The sequence below is a fragment of the Cyclobacteriaceae bacterium genome (assembly GCA_030584025.1).
GTDB lineage: Bacteria > Bacteroidota > Bacteroidia > Cytophagales > Cyclobacteriaceae > UBA2336.
In genome coordinates, this window is record CP129487.1 from 874,948 (window position 1) to 892,767 (window position 17,820).

General features: G+C 44.7%; 12 protein-coding genes. 5 read left to right on the forward strand and 7 right to left on the reverse strand.

The window, feature by feature from the left end; all coding sequences use genetic code 11:
• Positions 1-4: 4 nt before the first annotated feature.
• Positions 5-1,864: a 2-oxoacid:acceptor oxidoreductase subunit alpha gene (locus tag QY309_04220; GenBank protein ID WKZ60686.1), complete on the reverse strand. Its 1,860-nt coding sequence runs from the start codon at positions 1,862-1,864 to the stop codon at positions 5-7.
• 133 nt (positions 1,865-1,997) lie between these two features.
• Between QY309_04220 and QY309_04225 the strand changes: the two genes are divergently transcribed.
• The 3 genes from QY309_04225 (at position 1,998) to QY309_04235 (ending at position 4,310) form a co-directional block, all read left to right on the forward strand.
• Entirely contained in the window at positions 1,998-2,300 is a 303-nt protein-coding gene (locus QY309_04225; protein WKZ60687.1) for a ferredoxin family protein, read from the forward strand.
• 68 nt (positions 2,301-2,368) lie between these two features.
• Positions 2,369-3,865: an NAD(P)H-hydrate dehydratase gene (locus tag QY309_04230; protein ID WKZ60688.1), complete on the forward strand. Its 1,497-nt coding sequence runs from the start codon at positions 2,369-2,371 to the stop codon at positions 3,863-3,865.
• A 100-nt stretch (positions 3,866-3,965) separates the two neighbouring features.
• Positions 3,966-4,310: a T9SS type A sorting domain-containing protein gene (locus QY309_04235; protein ID WKZ60689.1), complete on the forward strand. Its 345-nt coding sequence runs from the start codon at positions 3,966-3,968 to the stop codon at positions 4,308-4,310.
• Here QY309_04235 and QY309_04240 read toward each other — a convergent pair.
• From QY309_04240 to QY309_04260, 5 genes are all read right to left on the reverse strand, one after another.
• Entirely contained in the window at positions 4,299-5,327 is a 1,029-nt protein-coding gene (locus tag QY309_04240; protein ID WKZ60690.1) for a low specificity L-threonine aldolase, read from the reverse strand. The two genes, QY309_04235 and QY309_04240, sit on opposite strands and share 12 nt — an antisense overlap.
• Before the next feature lie 74 nt (positions 5,328-5,401).
• On the reverse strand, positions 5,402-9,631 hold the full coding sequence (locus tag QY309_04245; protein WKZ60691.1) for a CHAT domain-containing protein: 4,230 nt from the start codon (positions 9,629-9,631) through the stop codon (positions 5,402-5,404).
• A 104-nt stretch (positions 9,632-9,735) separates the two neighbouring features.
• The gene (gene scpA / locus QY309_04250; protein ID WKZ60692.1) at positions 9,736-11,862 is read right to left on the reverse strand and encodes a methylmalonyl-CoA mutase; all 2,127 of its coding nucleotides are present in this window, start codon (positions 11,860-11,862) and stop codon (positions 9,736-9,738) included.
• Entirely contained in the window at positions 11,859-12,977 is a 1,119-nt protein-coding gene (locus QY309_04255) for a methylmalonyl-CoA mutase family protein (GenBank protein ID WKZ60693.1), read from the reverse strand. Before QY309_04255 ends, scpA begins: the two co-directional genes overlap by 4 nt.
• Before the next feature lie 84 nt (positions 12,978-13,061).
• Positions 13,062-13,205 carry a hypothetical protein gene (locus QY309_04260; GenBank protein WKZ60694.1) on the reverse strand — a complete coding sequence of 48 codons (144 nt, stop codon included), beginning with the start codon at positions 13,203-13,205 and terminating at the stop codon, positions 13,062-13,064.
• 9 nt (positions 13,206-13,214) lie between these two features.
• Here QY309_04260 and dnaA point away from each other — a divergent pair, with 9 nt between their 5' ends.
• Complete coding sequence (gene dnaA, locus QY309_04265) at positions 13,215-14,624, forward strand: chromosomal replication initiator protein DnaA (protein WKZ60695.1); 1,410 nt, start codon at positions 13,215-13,217, stop codon at positions 14,622-14,624.
• A 42-nt stretch (positions 14,625-14,666) separates the two neighbouring features.
• Here the strand turns inward: dnaA and QY309_04270 are convergent, their stop codons facing one another.
• Entirely contained in the window at positions 14,667-16,103 is a 1,437-nt protein-coding gene (locus QY309_04270) for a trypsin-like peptidase domain-containing protein (protein WKZ60696.1), read from the reverse strand.
• Between the two features lie 147 nt (positions 16,104-16,250).
• On the opposite strand from QY309_04270, the gene QY309_04275 reads away from it, so the two are divergent.
• On the forward strand, positions 16,251-17,747 hold the full coding sequence (locus QY309_04275) for a GH3 auxin-responsive promoter family protein (protein WKZ60697.1): 1,497 nt from the start codon (positions 16,251-16,253) through the stop codon (positions 17,745-17,747).
• The last annotated feature ends 73 nt before the right edge of the window (positions 17,748-17,820 follow it).

Consider the following 17,820-nt stretch of genomic DNA (forward strand, 5'->3'; position numbering starts at 1 on the left):
GTGATCAGTCTTTTAGGTTTTCTAAGAAAACTTCCTTCAGTTCGGTAACCAAAAAGGGTTGGCCCTGAATTTTGGTGTAGGATAAAATATTCATACCAGGAAACTTGCTCCGTAACAGCGAAGCGAATTGTCCCATGTTTAATTCGCAGACCAATATCTTGTCATACTTTTCAAATACAGCTTTGGTATTTTTTGGTAGGGGATTTATGAAGTTGAAATGAACAAAATCAATTTTCCGATTTGCTTGTTGCAATTCAGTAACCGCAGTGTGCAATCCACCAAAGGTACCGCCCCAACCTACAACCAGTAATTTGCCATCACCATTTCCTTGTACTTCCAGCTCGGGAATGTAGTTGGCTACACGCGCCACTTTTTCCGCACGGATTCGAACCATTTTTTCGTGGTTCTGTGGATCGTACGAAACATTTCCGGTTTTTTCCTGCTTCTCCAATCCACCAATGCGGTGTTCAAACCCCGGTGTACCGGGTACGGCCCAACCACGCGCCAATGTTTCTGCATCACGTACGTAAGGGTAATAAACACCATTGTCCTTATGCGGTTCGCGTAGCGTAATGGGTGGCAGGTCTGCAGTGTGTGGAAATTTCCATGGCTCAGATCCATTAGCCAGATAACCATCGGTTAATAAAATTACCGGAGTCATGTGCTCCATGGCAATTTTTGCTGCGAGGTATGCAAAGTCGAAACAGTTTGCGGGAGTGCTGGCGGCCAGTACCACAGCCGGACTTTCACTGTTGCGGCCATACACGGCAATGTTAATGTCGGCTTGTTCTGTCTTGGTTGGTAATCCGGTGGAAGGACCACCGCGTTGTACATCAACCACTACCAACGGTATTTCCGCCATCACGGCCAGCCCGATGGCTTCACCTTTCAAGGCAATACCCGGACCTGATGATGTGGTGACACCCAATTGACCCGCGTAGCTCGCACCAATGGCGGAACACACGGCTGCAATTTCATCTTCGGCTTGCATGGTGATAACGCCTAAGTTTTTGTGGCGCGATAGTTCATGCAGAATATCGGATGCAGGCGTGATGGGGTATGAGCCCAGGAAAAGTTTTTTACTCACTTTTTCGGCAGCTGCCATTAAGCCCCATGCTGTTGCTGTGTTTCCGGAAATGTGCCGGTACGTTCCTTTTTCGATTTGAGCAGGCGGCACCTTGTACATGGCCGGCAAGGCTTCGATGGTTTCGGCATAGTGAAAGCCTGCATTCAAAGCGCGTTTATTTCCTTCGGCCAAAGCCGGTGTTTTCTTGAATTTTGAATCGATGTATTTCTCTGTCTCTTTTAACGAACGATCGAACAACCAATACATCATGCCCAGAGCAAACATGTTCTTGGAGCGCATGATGCTTTTATTGTCGAGTTGAAGTCCTTCCAAAGCCGTTTTGGTAAGGGAGGAAATTGGTGCTTCTACCACATTGTAATCGGCCAACGTTCCATCCTCTAAGGGGTTGGTCGCAAAGCCAGCCTTTTCAATGTTGCGATCCACAAAGGCATCCAGATCAACAATAACGTTGCCTCCTTTGCGGGCAAATTGCAGGTTTGATTTCAGGGCAGCCGGGTTCATCGCCACCAATACATCGGCCTGGTCGCCTGGTGTATAAATATCAATCTTACCGATCTGAACCTGAAAGCCGGATACGCCTTCAACTGTTCCCTGAGGAGCCCGTATTTCGGCCGGAAAATCCGGAAACGTGGCCAGGTCGTTTCCCCACAAAGCAGATGTAAAACTGAATTGCGAACCGGTAAGCTGCATTCCGTCCCCGGAATCGCCAGCAAACCGGATAACCACTTTTTCCAGTTCCTTAGTCGTTTTTTTGCCGTTTATCGCTGTTTCGCTCATGGCCAGTAATTTCTATGTTAAATTTAACCTACCCGGCTCAGAATAGCTACGGGTTTCAAAATTGGTCTAGTTTATATTTATTCCTTATATTCAAACATGACATTGGTCATATCGTTCCACTAAATTCATCATTATGCCCTACATAATTTGTGAACCCTGTGTAAGCACCTGCGATACTGCCTGTGTGGATGTTTGTCCAGTGGATTGCATCCATGGTCCGATAAGTAAAGACGGTAGCGGATCGGAAGTGAAAGAACCCGGTTTCGATAAAAACGGAAAGCAACTTTATATCAATCCGGAAGTTTGCATTGATTGCGATGCCTGTGTGCCGGCCTGCCCGGTGGAAGCAATTTTTGAAGAGAGCCAGGTTCCTGAACAATGGAAAGGATACATTGCACAGAACTATGAGTTCTATGGTGTTCAACCTCCGGCATGATGGATATCATCGTTTGATGTTGAAGTTGTCCTACCTTTGTGTAGGACATTTTTGTTTAGTCACATATCATGATCAAAATACTTAGCGCAAAACAGATCAGGGAACTGGATGCCTACACCATCAAGCACGAGCCCATTCCCTCCATCGACCTGATGGAGCGTGCCTGTCGTGCTTTTTGTTCATGGTTTACAACCCACTTTGATACCCGCTATACGGTTGGTATTGTTTGTGGCTCCGGTAATAATGGTGGTGATGGGTTGGGCATTGCCCGCATGCTGTTGGATTGGAATTATTCCGTTAAGGTTTGGGTAGTTGAAGGTGCCGGTCGTGAATCGCTGGATTTCAAAACAAACCTACAACGATTGAAAGAGAAAACTCAAATTCAGTCCATTAGCAAACAGTACGATAAGGGCTTGTTTGCTGGATGCGATGTGTTGATTGATGCCTTGTTTGGCTCCGGCTTATCACGACCAGTTGAAGGGGTAAGTGCGGAGGTGATTTCCTGTATGAATCAGGCAGAGGCCATTCGTGTGGCGGTAGATATTCCTTCGGGATTAATGGCCGATGCACCATCTGCAGGTGCCATTTTTAAAGCTGATCATACCGTATCTTTTCAATTGCCCAAGCTTGCATTCTTTTTACCTGAAAATCACGCTTATGTAGGTGAATGGCATATAGTGGATATTGGTTTAAGCAAAGCAGGACTTGAACAAGCACAAACGGAAACATTTCTGCTTACCAGAAAGGATGTAGCCAAGCTTGTTAAACCGCAACACAAGTTTGACCACAAAGGAAAGCGCGGAAATGCCTTACTCATTGCCGGAAGTTATGGAAAAATGGGTGCGGCTGTATTGGCCTCACGTGCGGCCCTTCGCACCGGTGTGGGTTTACTCACATCACACGTTCCGGTGAAGGGATATGAAATCATTCAAACTACGGTACCTGAGGCCATGGTGAGTATTGATCAGGCAGATGCGTGTTTCTCCATCGTTCCGGAAACAGACCCATACTCGGCTATCGGCATTGGGCCGGGTTTGGGCAAGGATAAAAAAACAGTTCAGGCTTTGCGTGTTGCGTTGGAGAAAACTAATGCTCCGATGGTATTGGATGCTGATGCGTTAAACATCATCAGCGAAAATCGGGAATTACTTGCACTATTAAGACCAGGAATAATCCTTACGCCTCATCCCAAAGAATTTGAGCGATTCGCTGGTGAATCAAAAAATGATTTTGAACGATTGGATCGTCAACGGGCATTTTCAAAAGAGTATAAGGTAGTGGTGGTATTAAAGGGAGCTTACACCACCATCACATCTCCGGAAGGCATTATGTTCATTAACAACACCGGTAACCCGGCCATGGCTACGGGTGGAAGTGGCGATGTGCTAACCGGAATTTTAACGGCCTTGCTGGCGCAGGGATACTCTCCGGTTGATGCTACACAATTGGGCGTATGGCTACATGGCCTGTCCGGGGATGAAGCCCGCAGAAAGCTCGGCCAACGCGGACTGATTGCCTCCGATTTTATTGAGCACTTACCGGTGGCTTTTTCGAGCCTGCGGTAAATAATTCACTTTTATTTAAACCTTTTGGGCTTTAGAAGCATCTAATAGGCAAATTCTCAAAACAATTGGTGCGGATTTTGCGTATTTTAAACATATGAACGTGCTTAAAACCTTTACCATACTCCTTTTTTGCCTCTTGTCAGGTGTGGCTATGGCGCAGGACGGTGCTTACCAGGCAGAGCGCGCTTCGTTTGCAAAATCGATTTCAATATACCCCAACCCGGCTACGGAATACATTGAAATAAACCTTGATCAGCTAAATGCCGGTAAGGTTAAGCTTTCGCTCTATAATATCATCGGCAATGAAATGACGGCTGAGACTGAGGTGATTGACGACCACAAGATACGCATGCGGGTAAAGGATTTTGCAGCAGGCTATTACCTGATTGCCCTTCGGGATGATGAAACCAAATTCAAGGGTACCTATAAATTTCTAAAGCGCTGAACATAGCGCTTTTGCTTTTTCAGCAAACTGATCTACTTCTTTTTCTGTCGTGTCGAACGAGCACATTAGCCGGCATTCGTTGGTTCGGTCGTTCCACACGTAAAAGAAAAATTCCTGCTGAAGGGCTTCTGTAATTTCTTTTGGGATGATGGCAAACACGCCATTGCCATCCACAGCTTGTGTAACTTTTATTTGAGGAATTTGCCGAAGGGCATGTTCCAGCCGTTTGGCCATGCTATTCGCGTGCGATGCACTTCGTTTCCATAAGTCATTTGACAAAAGCGCATCGAATTGAGCGGTGATAAACCGCATCTTGGAATGCAGTTGCATACCTTGCTTACGGATGTAGGCAAATTGTTTGGCAACTGCAGGATTAAAAAATACAACCGCTTCGCCAAACATCATTCCGTTTTTGGTTCCGCCAAACGAAAGCACATCTACACCGGCATCTTTCGTAAAATTCCTGAAATCCTGACCCAGACTAACAGCCGCATTACTAATGCGTGCGCCATCCATGTGGAGGTAGAAGTTATACTTCTTCGCTATTTCGGATAGTGATTTTACTTCTTCTGCGGTATATACCGTGCTGTATTCGGTGGATTGTGAGATGGAAATGACCTTTGCCTGCGGATGATGTTGGTCGCCTAATCGTTGAATGCGGTTCTCAACCTGATCCGCATATATTTTTCCGTTAGTGGTTGGTAAGCCAATCAGTTTACAACCTGTAAATTTTTCAGGGGCAGTTGATTCATCTACATTGATGTGCGCCAACTCAGAACATATAATGGCGTTGAACGATTGAGTTGCTGCTGTTAAACCAAGTACATTGGCGCCTGTACCGTTGTAAACAAAGAATACTTCAGTGTCATCACCAAAAAGCGTTTTGAATTTTTTAACCACGCGTGCTGTAATTTCATCAGCACCGTATGAGCCCATGTGCTCGTGGTTGGTCTGGTGCAAGGCCTCCATAATTTCCGGGTGTACACCGGAGTAGTTGTCGCTGGCGAAAGCTTTCATGCAACAAGTATAGAATGTCGATAGTCAATAGTCAATAGTTTTAACCACCATGAACCATTGACTATCGACCAAGTCTACTCCAATCCAATCATCATAAACGCACCCCAATAAATCGGATCGGGATATTCGCTTCGGATTTCTTTCTTGGCTTCGATGAAGCTCTGTCGCATATTATTGGTGGTTAGCCATTTTTGGTAAAACTTCAACATCAGTTTCTGAGTCGCTTCATCATCCACCTTAAACATACTCATGATAAGCACTTTTGCACCGGCCACCAGAAAGGCACGTTGGAGTCCAAACACCCCTTCACCAGCTTGCAATTCACCCAATCCGGTTTCGCAGGCACTAAGCACCACCAGGTCGGTGCGGTCGAGGTTCAGGTTCATGGCCTCATAGGCGGTGAGGATACCGTTTTCCATGTTGTAGTTGTAGTCGGTTTTATCCAGTAAGTCGCCAGCGCCTTTCAATAGCAAACCGTTACGCAGTAGTGGGTTTTGGGTAAGCGCCAGTTCGTTGCCTTCCATTTCATCTTCCGGCCGCAGTTGCTCAGTAGGTTTATAGAAACCGTGAGTGGCTACGTGGAAAATTTTCGGACTGTTCAATTCTTTAATGCGTTCTTCAGTTGCTTTTCCTTCCAGGTACTGCTCGGTTGTCCAGCCCTTTTGTTTTAATAGTAATTGAAGCTGGTTGATTTCTTTCTCTGTTCCGGGTAACTGCGTAATTGGACCATTAGACGCTTGCAGATAAAACTGAGGGTTTCCAAACATAGATGCATTGTTATCCGGTACAGCCCGCGACTTTACCTTGTTCAGGTATAAATCCTTTGTGTTACTGATCAACACAATGTTGGAGTTGTCGAGAATGTATTTGCCGTCAGGTGTGGGTATGGCCTCCAGGTTGATTTGGTTGAATACTCCATCTGCAGAAAGGTAAATCGTAGATACTTGTCCAAGCTCTTTTTGGATAGGGCCCCAATAGGCAGCATATGAAAAATCGTCATGAATTTTTCCGGTAATGGCATTTCGGTAGTAACGGAAATTCCGCCCTTCCATGTTTTGACCGTTGTTCATCAAAATCACTTCCGGTTTTTTACTGTCATTCCGTAAGTACATAGCTGCGTAAACCACAGAATCAGAAAATGTATGATCGAACACCCGGAAGCGGATCATTTCAATAGCCACTTCGTTTGGTTTAAGCGACTTCTTCACATCTTCAAATGTGATGCGTTTGGTGTCAAAACTCTGGCCAAATAGTTCCGACTTCTGACTCAGGAATTTCTCAAGGCGTTCAACTTCTGCAGTAAGCAGGGCAGGGTCGATTTCATTTTCAACCAGCTGTGCAGGACTAAGCGACATCGCCAGGGTGAGCAGTTCTTTTTTCTCTACCCAGTCCTGATAGGTTTTCTTGAGTTCTTCATCGGTGCTGTTCATAATCCGCTCACGGATTTTGATGGACGAGCTTAGAAGCAACGCCTTAGTAAGCAACTGGTAGTTGTACACATTGCCGCTCAAATCCTTAAAGTCATCAATCTTACTAAAGGCTAATGTGTTATAAAATTCAAAGTCGCCTTTGATCGTGTTCCAGTATTTCGCTTTTTCGCGTTCACTCAGAGCAGGGAAGAATTGTTTGATGAAGTTTTCGTAATTATTCAGCGCACCTTCAATATTTTGTTTCGAGCGCTTGAAGTCCTTCTTCATGTAATACACCTTACTCAACTTCGACTGGAGCTTAACATATTCCGGGTGTGTAGCACTGAATTTATCCTTGTACAAGGAACTGGCTTTGTTGTAGAATTCCTCGGCCTTGTTATAATTTTTTTGATGATAATACACATCACCGGTTAAGGTGTAGATACTGGCCGTGTTGATGTTATTTTTTGAGCCTGCTTTCTGTTTCCAGATGTTTTCAGCAATGGTGAGTGAATTAAAAGCGATATCGTATTTCTTTTCGGAGATGTAAAGCTGTGCAATGTTTTTCAGAATTTCAGCGTACTGCGGATTGTCCTTGCCTAATTTATCTGCAATAATATCGCGGGCTTCGACCATAATTTTTTCTACCTCTCTACGATTATCGCCATCGTGGAATTTAATTAAACCAAGTTGCGAAAGTGAACGGGCTACCTCAACGTGTTGCCGACCAAACTGCTTTTCTTGACTGGTTAGTGCTTTGCGTGCATTCTCTTCAGCTTTTTCGTAGTCACCCAGGCTGTAGTAAATATCGCTTAGTAGGCGTTGTGTAGGAGCGGTTTTCGTGGAGGCCTCGCCATATGTTTTTACGGCAAGCTGATTGGCTTGTTGGGCAATGCGCTGTGCTTCCGGATAATCGCCCCGGGCAAGGGCAAGCATACCCTTGTTGGTAAGCGGATCAATCAAACGCATCGACTGTGAACCATATAACTTTTGATATTCAGTGAGTAGTTGGTTAAGCAAAACATCAGTCTGAGAATAATATCCTAATTGAATAAATAAACTTGAAAGTTCTTCCGCTGTTGAAAGTTCATTGCCAACAGGAACATCTGATTTACGAATCATTTTTCGGGTGCGGTCAAGGTTTGCCTGCGCTTCATCGAACATGCCTTTTACGCCATACAGTTTTGCTTGCGTCTCAACGGCATTGATGTAGTCACTCTTCCAGCGATCTTCGCGGTTGTCTTTCAGGTCGAATATTTTTAAGGATTTATCAATGTCGTTGGTGGCTTTGTCATAGTCTCCGATTTTCATCCGCAGCTTAGCGGTTTGGTTCAGTGCAATTGCATAAACCGGATCTTTGTCATCATATTTTAAGCGTGCTGCATCAGAAGCTTTTTCGAGTGTTTTGGAAGCTAGTGCAAATTTATCGGTCAGTTCATAATACGTGGCCAGGTGGTAAAGCAGGTTCAGGTGATCTTTATGTTTGAGATGAATTTCATTTACCAGAAATTTCTCATAGCTGTTGGTGTAGATTTTTCCAGCTTCTTCAATTTTGTTGGTGTAGTCCAGGTAAAAATTCGCGAGCGCAATTTGGCCTAAATGATATTCAGGAGATTGTTCTCCGTACAACTCCTTCTTGGTGGTGAGAATCTGATTCAGGTATGATTCTGCATTTGAGTAGCGTTGAGTCTGAATGGACATCTCGTAAAGAAATTCAAGAATGCTTACGCGCGTTTTATGGTGTTGCGGAAGTGCTTCATCGCTCAATACCCTATCGGCATCTCGCTCTAGATTCCTGGTTTTATCTTTTGATAACTTAGAATCAAATTCAACAGCCTTAAGGTTAACATTCAGTATGCTTGACTTGGTGAAGTACTTGCCCAACATGCGGTCATACTCCGCTTTGAGGTTTGCATAGCGTGCTCTGTTGTCGTTGAGTTGCAACTGTGAAAGTTCAGCCAGGTATAGATCATGCCCCAGCGGAACCGAAGGAGAAGTTCTTTTTTTCAACTCACTGAGTTGGTCGCTGAAATCAGCCCATTTATCCAAACCGGATTGAACCTTTCCGTTGTTGTTCTCAGCCATTACGGAAGTATACGTATAGTCACTTTGAACCAATAACAAACTGGTCTCGCCCAACATTTTTTGGTTTCTTGAAATCCATTGGCGGTTTTGAATGTAATAGCTGTCAGTACTATCGATATCACCTTTTCTTCCGTATGCACTTGTGATCAAGGAAATCAATCTGCCATATCCACCAAAGCGTTGTTTGTATTCCTCCTCCGGTACACGCGTACTTTTAATCTTTCCATCTACAACAGCCGTTTCCTTATCGACAGCGCGTGAAGCAATGAAACTTTCATTCGCACGCAGTAACGCTAAGGCATCGTTGCAAAAGCCCTGACCGATCATGGCTTCGGCTGTTTCAAGTACCCACTTGGTTTTAATTATCGGATCAGGTTGTTCTTCAGTGGTTATTATGGCCTCTGCTTTTGCTAGCAGTTCACGACTTTTACGGTAGTAGCCGTATTGGTTATAAACTTCAGCAATATCAATAAGTGTGTTGGCGTGTTTTGTTGTGTTTTCTCCAAAAAGGGAAGCACTGGTAGTTAACGCTTGTTCGAGATTGCTATCAAAGTTTTTCAACGTACCATACGCCAGATCAAACTTGGCCTGGCGGGTGTAGTAACCCGGCATGTAGGGGTTTGATGCCCCCAGTTTTTTAGTGACCAGTGATTTAAATTTGGTCAGCGTTTTAAGCGCTTTGGCGTAGTCTCCGGAATTGAAACTCTTATCGGCTTTGGCCAGGGTTTTATCAAATTTTTTCTGAGCATACACTGGCATGGCCAACACCAATGCCATAACCATCACAAACGTCAACCGCAGATTTTTCATAAAGGATCGTTTTAGAAAAGGATTCAACTTCGAATCTAAAGAATTCGGCAGGCTTTAGCCAACTTTTGTTTGATTTGTCGGCCCCCATATCAATGGGGAATAATTCACCGGGAGGTAATTAGCTTTTTCAGGATTTCTTTGGCAGCATCGGTAATAACGGTACCCGGCCCGAAAATGAAGGATACGCCTTTTTGCATCAGAAAATCATAATCCTTTTCAGGGATAACTCCGCCCGCCACCACAAGAATATCTTCCCGCCCGATCTTTTTGAGTGCTTCCACTAATTCCGGAATCAACGTCTTGTGTCCACCTGCCAGGCTGGACGCACCAACAAGATGCACATCGTTTTCTGCGGCTTGCATGGCCACTTCATCAGGTGTTTGAAACAACGGCCCGATGTCTACATCAAAACCCATATCAGCAAAGCTTGTAGCGATTACTTTAGCGCCCCGGTCGTGCCCGTCTTGTCCCATCTTAGCCACGAGGATACGTGGCCTGCGCCCATCCAGTGATGCAAATTCATCGGCTAGCTTGCGGGCTTCTTCAAAGTGTGCATTGTTCTTCATCGCACCCGAATATACACCTGAAATGGATTTGATGGATGCCTTGTATCGTCCAAAAGCTTCTTCCATGGCATTGGATATTTCACCCAGCGTGGCGCGATGTTGGGCTGCAACAATTGCCAGTTCAAGCAGATTTCCTTTGCCGGACGATGCTGCTTGCTTCAACGCTTGTAATGCACGATCACATTCCTGTTGATTGCGTTCAGCCTTGAGTTGATTCAGTCGTTCAATTTGTTCTTTGCGTACAGCCGTGTTGTCTACTTCCAGTATATCGAAGTCGGGTTTTTCGTGTACACGATATTTGTTTACCCCCACAATCACATCTACTCCAGAATCAATGCGGGCCTGTTTCGCTGCTGCTGCCTGCTCAATGCGCATTTTCGGTATACCGCTTTCGATGGCTTTGGTCATGCCGCCAAGTTGTTCCACTTCAGCAATGAGCTCCCATGCTTTCTCAGCCAGTTCTTTGGTGAGGCATTCAACATAATACGATCCGCCCATCGGATCAACCACGCGTGTAACACCGGTTTCTTTTTCAATGTAAAGTTGGGTGTTGCGCGCAATACGTGCCGAGAAATCCGTGGGCAAGGCAATGGCTTCATCCAATGAATTGGTGTGCAGCGACTGGGTGCCGCCCAATACCGCGGCAAGTGCTTCAATGCAGGTGCGGGCCACGTTGTTGTAGGGATCCTGTTCGGTTAAACTCCAGCCCGATGTTTGGCAATGCGTACGCAACGCCATAGACTTCGGATTTTTCGGATTGAATTGCTGCACAATCTTCGACCAGAGTAAACGTCCGGCACGCATCTTGGCAATCTCCATAAAGAAATTCATACCGATGCCCCAGAAGAAAGAAAGACGCGGAGCAAAATCATCAATGGCAATACCAGCTTTTATTCCGGTGCGAATGTATTCCAGTCCGTCTGCTAATGTATACGCCAACTCAATGTGTGCGGGTGCACCTGCTTCGTGCATGTGATAACCGCTTATGCTGATGGAGTTGAACTTCGGCATGTGGCGCGAAGTGTATTCAAATATATCCGCCACAATGCGCATGGAAGGTTCAGGCGGATAGATGTACGTGTTGCGCACCATGAACTCTTTCAAAATATCATTCTGAATGGTGCCACTGAGTTGCGCAGGCTTTACGTCTTGTTCTTCAGCCGCCACGATATAAAATGCGAGGATGGGAATAACGGCACCATTCATCGTCATGCTCACCGACATCTTATCCAACGGTATCTGGTCGAACAGAATTTTCATGTCCAACACCGAGTCGATGGCTACACCGGCTTTACCCACATCGCCCGCTACGCGTGGGTGATCGGAATCATAACCCCGATGGGTGGCCAGATCAAACGCAACGGATAACCCACGTTGACCCGCAGCCAGGTTTCTGCGATAGAATGCATTGGACTCCTTTGCTGTCGAAAAGCCTGCGTACTGCCGGATCGTCCAAGGGCGAACCGTGTACATGCTGGCATACGGCCCGCGTAAGTAGGGGGGTATGCCTGAGGTAAATTTTGTATGAACCGAATCGTGAATATCTTTTTCAGAATAAACCGGCTTAATCTGAATTTGCTCCGGACTGCTCCAAGGCTTTAAAACAGCATCGATATACTCATTGCTTTTTTGATGGATGTCGATTTTTGAAAAATCTGGTCTCATGCTGTTTTAATGTTTTGAAGAAATTTATTCCACGCACTTTCGCTTAATTCCTGAATCAGTTGTTCGAGGTAGTACGCGCCTGCTGTTGGATCAGCAACCTTGTTGATGTGCGACTCTTCGCGTAAAATGTGTGATACATTTTGTGCTATTCGTGCAAGGCGCTCATCGGTTTCATCAGCCGGTGTTAGGGTAATGGATGTGCATCCGCCCAGAATGGCTGCCAGACCTGCCGTAGTAGCTTTTAACAGATTCCCATGTGGTTCAAAGCTTTCACTAATCCAGGCTTCGCTGGTGGTGTGGATGCGAATAGATTGCGATTGGAGGGTTGAACCATATGCGTTCATGATTTTATGCCAGAGCATCCGCAACACTTTCAGTTTGACGATTTCAATAATAAAATCCGTTGAGAGGTTTACAGTAAAAAATATTTGTTCAGCGCCTGTGGTTTGTTTTCCGCTTTCAAGTTGGTCGAGTTTTTCGACAGCTTTTATCAGCATGTCGCTGATTTGGTCGGGTACAAGTTGCTCATCGGAGGAAATGCCAATGCACGAAATTTTTTTGTACGAATCCAGCATGTGGATAAGCTTGTGCAAAACTTGTGGATGATGTGGATAAGTTTTTTGATGGATAAAACCCTGAATGGAAGCGGGATCAAATTTTTTTCCGGTAAGATATTTTTCAAGCTGATCGCAGAAATCTGTAGTAATCACATCCAATGTAAATCCGATGCTGCAATATGGCCATTCAATGTTGCGGAGCAGGACTTCAAATGAAAAATCGCCTTGCAGTTCAAAGAGAATGCCATCAGCACCAGCGGCTAAATATTGCAATGCTTTTTGATTAGCTTCCTTCGCATCTAACACCTTGATTTTCGGAAGGTTGTGCCATGAGCGGGCACCCAAAAATTCACTTTCGGACGGAGTGAGCGAAAATGGATTCGTGGGTGTGTTTGCGGAGTCATAATAAGGGAGGCCAGTAATTCCAGATTTATGCCATTGCAGCGCCTCCAACGGATTTTTGCCATCAATTTCAGCAGCGGCAGCTTGTATCCATTCGTTGCGATTAGCAGGAGAAAACCCTGAAAGTAGTTCGTTAAGCCCACTATTATTTTCCATCGCGCCAAGTTAACAAACCTTCAATCGTTTGAATATGGCCAGGCACGATTTCGAACAGAAAAATATTTTTAAAAAAGTTTTCTTTTATGTTGGCTTTGGTATTTGTGCTCTTTTTATAACGGCATATTTTTCAAAAAAATCAAGAGGTACTGATGTTGTTTTCTTAAATCCTTTTTTTACATCTTTGTCTCCCTTTCCCGTTGCGGAAACGATCTTTAACTCAAACATGGAATCTAAATGGTAGCTGACTGCACAACAGTATGGAATGATTGTCTCGAAATCGTTAAGGAAAGTGTAGGAGAAGAGAATTTTAATACCTGGTTTAAACCAATTGTTCCATTGCGTGTAGAAGGTGATGTGCTCACCATTCAGGTGCCCTCGCAATTTTTTTACGAGTGGCTGGAAGATAATTACGTAACCGTATTGAAGAAGGCCGTACACAAAGCCATCGGCCCTGATGGACGTTTGGAATATTCGGTAATTGTAGATAGTGGTAATACACAAAATCCACCGGTAACAGTTAATTATCCAAATGGTATGAATGGCAAACGTGCCAACGGTACCGATACGGATTATTCTCCGTTCACCTTTCGTGCCCTGAATCCGCAAACCGTAAACTCAAGACTTAACCCGAGTTATTCTTTTGATAATTTTGTTGAAGGTGATTGTAATCGGTTAGCGCGCTCAGCGGGCGTTGCCGTTGCCAAAAAGCCAGGAGTAACATCATTTAATCCGTTGATGTTGTATGGAGGAGTTGGTGTTGGTAAAACGCACCTGGTGCAGGCCATAGGCAACGAGATTAAAAATAACATGCCTGATAAAATTGTGCTGTATGTAGATCAGAATGATTTTACCACACAATTTTTGAATGCCCTTCAAAATCATAAACTTCAGGAATTCCAGAATTTTTACTTACAGGTTGATTTGCTCATTCTGGATGATGTGCAGTTTTTGGCTGGCCGTGAAAAAACACAGGAAATGTTTTTTCACATCTTCAACCAGTTACATCAATCCGGCAAGCAGGTAATCATGACAAGCGATTGCCCGCCACGGGATATGAAAGGATTTCAGGAGCGTTTGCTATCGCGCTTCAAGTGGGGCCTTACAGCCGACTTGCAGGAGCCTGATTTCGAAACTAAGCTGGCCATCATTCACCGCAAGATGCAGGCCGATGGCATTGATATTCCAACGGAAGTAGCCGAGTACCTGGCGTACAGCGTGGACACCAACCTGCGTGATATGGAAGGTGTGTTAAACTCACTCATTTTCCATGCTACGTTGTTGAAAAAAGAAATTGATCTCGATCTGGCGAAGGAAGTATTGAAAAACATCATCCGCGAAATCCAGTCGGATGTAAGTGTGGATTTTATACAGAAAACCGTTTCTGAATACTTCAAGGTTGATCTGGATGCCATGAAGGGCAAAGTGAAGAAACGCGAAATCGTTATTCCGCGCCAGGTGGCCATGTATTTCTGCAAGCGCTATACGCAATTAACGCTTGCGCTGATTGGTGAAAATTTTGGTGGCCGCGATCACAGTACGGTTATTCATGCGCTTGAGTCGGTTGAAGACATGATGAAAACCGATTCCAACTTCAAAGCTTCAGTGGAGGAACTGGGTAAGAAGTTGAAGATGCGGATGAACTAAATTTCACGCAAAGTCGCCAAGACCGCCAAGGATTGAAATCGTTTACCGTAGAATAAAATTATATGGTAACACTTCCTTCGAACTGTTCATGCCATACAAGCTCACCCTTCCTTTATATTTTTCGAAGAAGTCAATCACTTCCTGTGGATCTTTAACACGAACACGATTGATGGAAATGATGGTGTAGTTTTCCGGTACGCCCAGTTCCTTCATGTATCCACCTTTTATTTTGAAAATTTTAACGCCATAATCCGTGGCTTCCAGATCGGCACCCAGTGTGGATGAAGTTAGGATTTTTCGTTTTACAATGTCAGTTGTACCATTTTTGTTGGTAAGCGTTACGGTTGTTGTTCCGGGTTTATTGTCGCGCACAAAAGTTATCGCTACCTTATCCCCTGGATATCTGTAAGCCAGTTCTTCTTCAAAAGCACTCTGGCTGTTCACTTCTGCGTTGTTTACTTTGGTAATCACATCACCCAATTGTAAACCGGCTTTCATAGCCGGACCGTCCTTGTCAAGGCTTTCCAACAACACGCCTTTAAAATTCTTTACATTGGTGTTCAGGTCGTACTTTCTGGCATTTTGAAAATCGTATTCGATTACACGGCCACCAAAAATTCCTTTTTGCACAATGCCATGTTTGATGAGGTCGTCCACTACTTTTCGGGCCAAGTCAACCGGTACTGCAAAAGCATAGCCAGTGTAACTTCCCGTACGGGATAAAATGGCGGTGTTGATGCCCACCAATTCACCGTTTTGGTTTACGAGTGCACCACCACTGTTTCCGGGGTTGATGGCTGCATCCGTTTGTATAAATGATTCAATGGGAAATTTATCTTCCAGAATGCCAATGCGCCTGCCTTTAGCACTCACAATGCCTACGGTTACCGTTGATGAAAGTGAAAACGGATTACCCACAGCTACTACCCATTCGCCTACTTGCAAATTTTTAGATGACCCGATGGTGATGGCGGGAAGGTTTGTTTCGTTGATTTTTAGTACGGCCAGGTCGGTAGAAGGATCGGTGCCAATCAGCTCAGCGGTATACACTTTTTTATTGTGCATCACCTCAATCTTTTCAGCGGCCTCTACTACGTGGTTGTTGGTTACGATATAGCCATCGGTAGAGAAAATTACTCCCGAGCCACTGCTAACACGAGTTTGTGAGGTGGTGCCTCCGCCAAAAAACCAATCGAATGGCGAGTAGGAGGTGCCTTTAAAAATGCTGTTGATGTAAACCACGCTGGGGATGGCTTTGTTGGCGGCCAGACTGAAATCAGAAGGTTCGGCATTGTTTTCTGTTTCCAGTTCAACGGTATTGGGCGGAAAAACAGCAGGTGAATCGTAACGGGCCATGTCGTACACAGGTTCCTGCTGAAAGGGATTGCCTGATATTTTCACCAGGTATTGAAAAAACACAAAGGCTCCGGCCAGGCCACTGATAAAACCGATAACAGCAATTTTGAGGAATGTCTTCATAACACGAATTAAACACCAAAACGATGATCCTGAACAAGCAAAAGTTGAACCACTTGAAAAATTTCTGTCAATATTAACGGATTACCCCATCCGGTAGTTCACCATCTGTCATTCGTATTTGCAATTTCGTCACTACTTTTACAACATATGGGTATTCGTTCTCTCCTGGCAAAACCATTCGCTGCCTATGTGGCGGCTCAAACACGAAAGTGGTCGCTTAATCCGGCCTTGTATCAGCACAACATTATGTTGAGCCTTATAGAGCAAGCCAAGTACACAGCATTTGGAAGAGATCATGACTTTGAGGCCATTCGCACATATGATGATTTTAAAAAGCAGGTGCCGGTACGGGATTATGAAGAGCTGAAGCCTTATGTTGAACGCATCCTGAAAGGAGAAGCCAACGTATTGTGGAAAGGCAAACCGGCTTACCTGGCCAAGACATCGGGTACAACATCGGGAACAAAATATATTCCTATCTCACACGAGTCGAAGTTTAGTCATTTTACCAGCGCAAGAAATTCAACCTTGAGCTATGTACATGAAACGGGCAATGCTTCATTCCTGGATGGCAACCTGATTTTTCTTTCGGGTAGTCCGGAGATGGATGAAACTGCGGGAATAAAAACCGGCAGGCTGTCAGGGATTTCCAATCACCTGGTGCCGGGTTATTTGCGTACAAATCAAAAGCCATCATACCAAACCAATTGCATTGAAGATTGGGAAGAAAAACTGGAGCGCATCATCGATGAAACCCTTGACGCGAACATGACGCTTATTTCCGGTATTCCGCCCTGGGTGCAGATGTATTTTGATCGCATTCATGCACGAACGGGAAAGAAGATAAAAGATGTGTTCCCCAATTTTTCCGTGTTTGTATATGGTGGGGTAAACTTTGAACCCTATCGCGCCAAGCTGGAAGAATCTATTGGTAAAAAAGTTGATTCAATAGAAACCTACCCGGCATCCGAAGGATTTATTGCTTACCAGGATTCGCAGCATGATCCGGGATTATTGTTGCTGTTGAACAACGGCATGTTCTTCGAATTTATTCCTACAGAAGAATATTTCACCGCAAACCCTACACGCCTACGCATTGATGAAGTGGAACTTGGAAAAAATTATGCCCTGATCATCAACAGCAATGCCGGGCTTTGGGGATACTCCATTGGCGATACCGTAAAGTTTGTTTCTAAAAATCCGTACCGGTTATTGGTAACGGGCAGGATCAAGCATTTTATTTCTGCTTTTGGTGAACACGTAATCGGGGAGGAAGTGGAGAAAGCCATGAACCAGGCGCGGAAGAAATTTCCGGAAGTGGAGCTGATTGAGTTTACGGTTGCGCCACAGGTAACACCAGCTAACGGATTGCCGCATCACGAATGGTTTGTTGAGTTTTCAAATCCGCCTGCGGATATGGCTGCCTTTTCGCTTGAGTTGGACAATCAATTACGTTCGTTAAATGTATATTACGATGATTTGATTACCGGAAACATTTTGCAAACGCTGAAAATCACCTCCCTTAAACCGCAATCGTTTATCGAATACATGAAATCGCAAGGCAAACTGGGTGGCCAAAACAAAGTTCCTCGTTTATCGAACGATCGAAAAATTGCGGATGCACTTCAATCATTTAAAGTCTGATTTTAGATTACAACTCCTGCATGAACCTCACCCTCGCTTTCATTTGAACTACGCCTTTACCATAGTGCTGGTG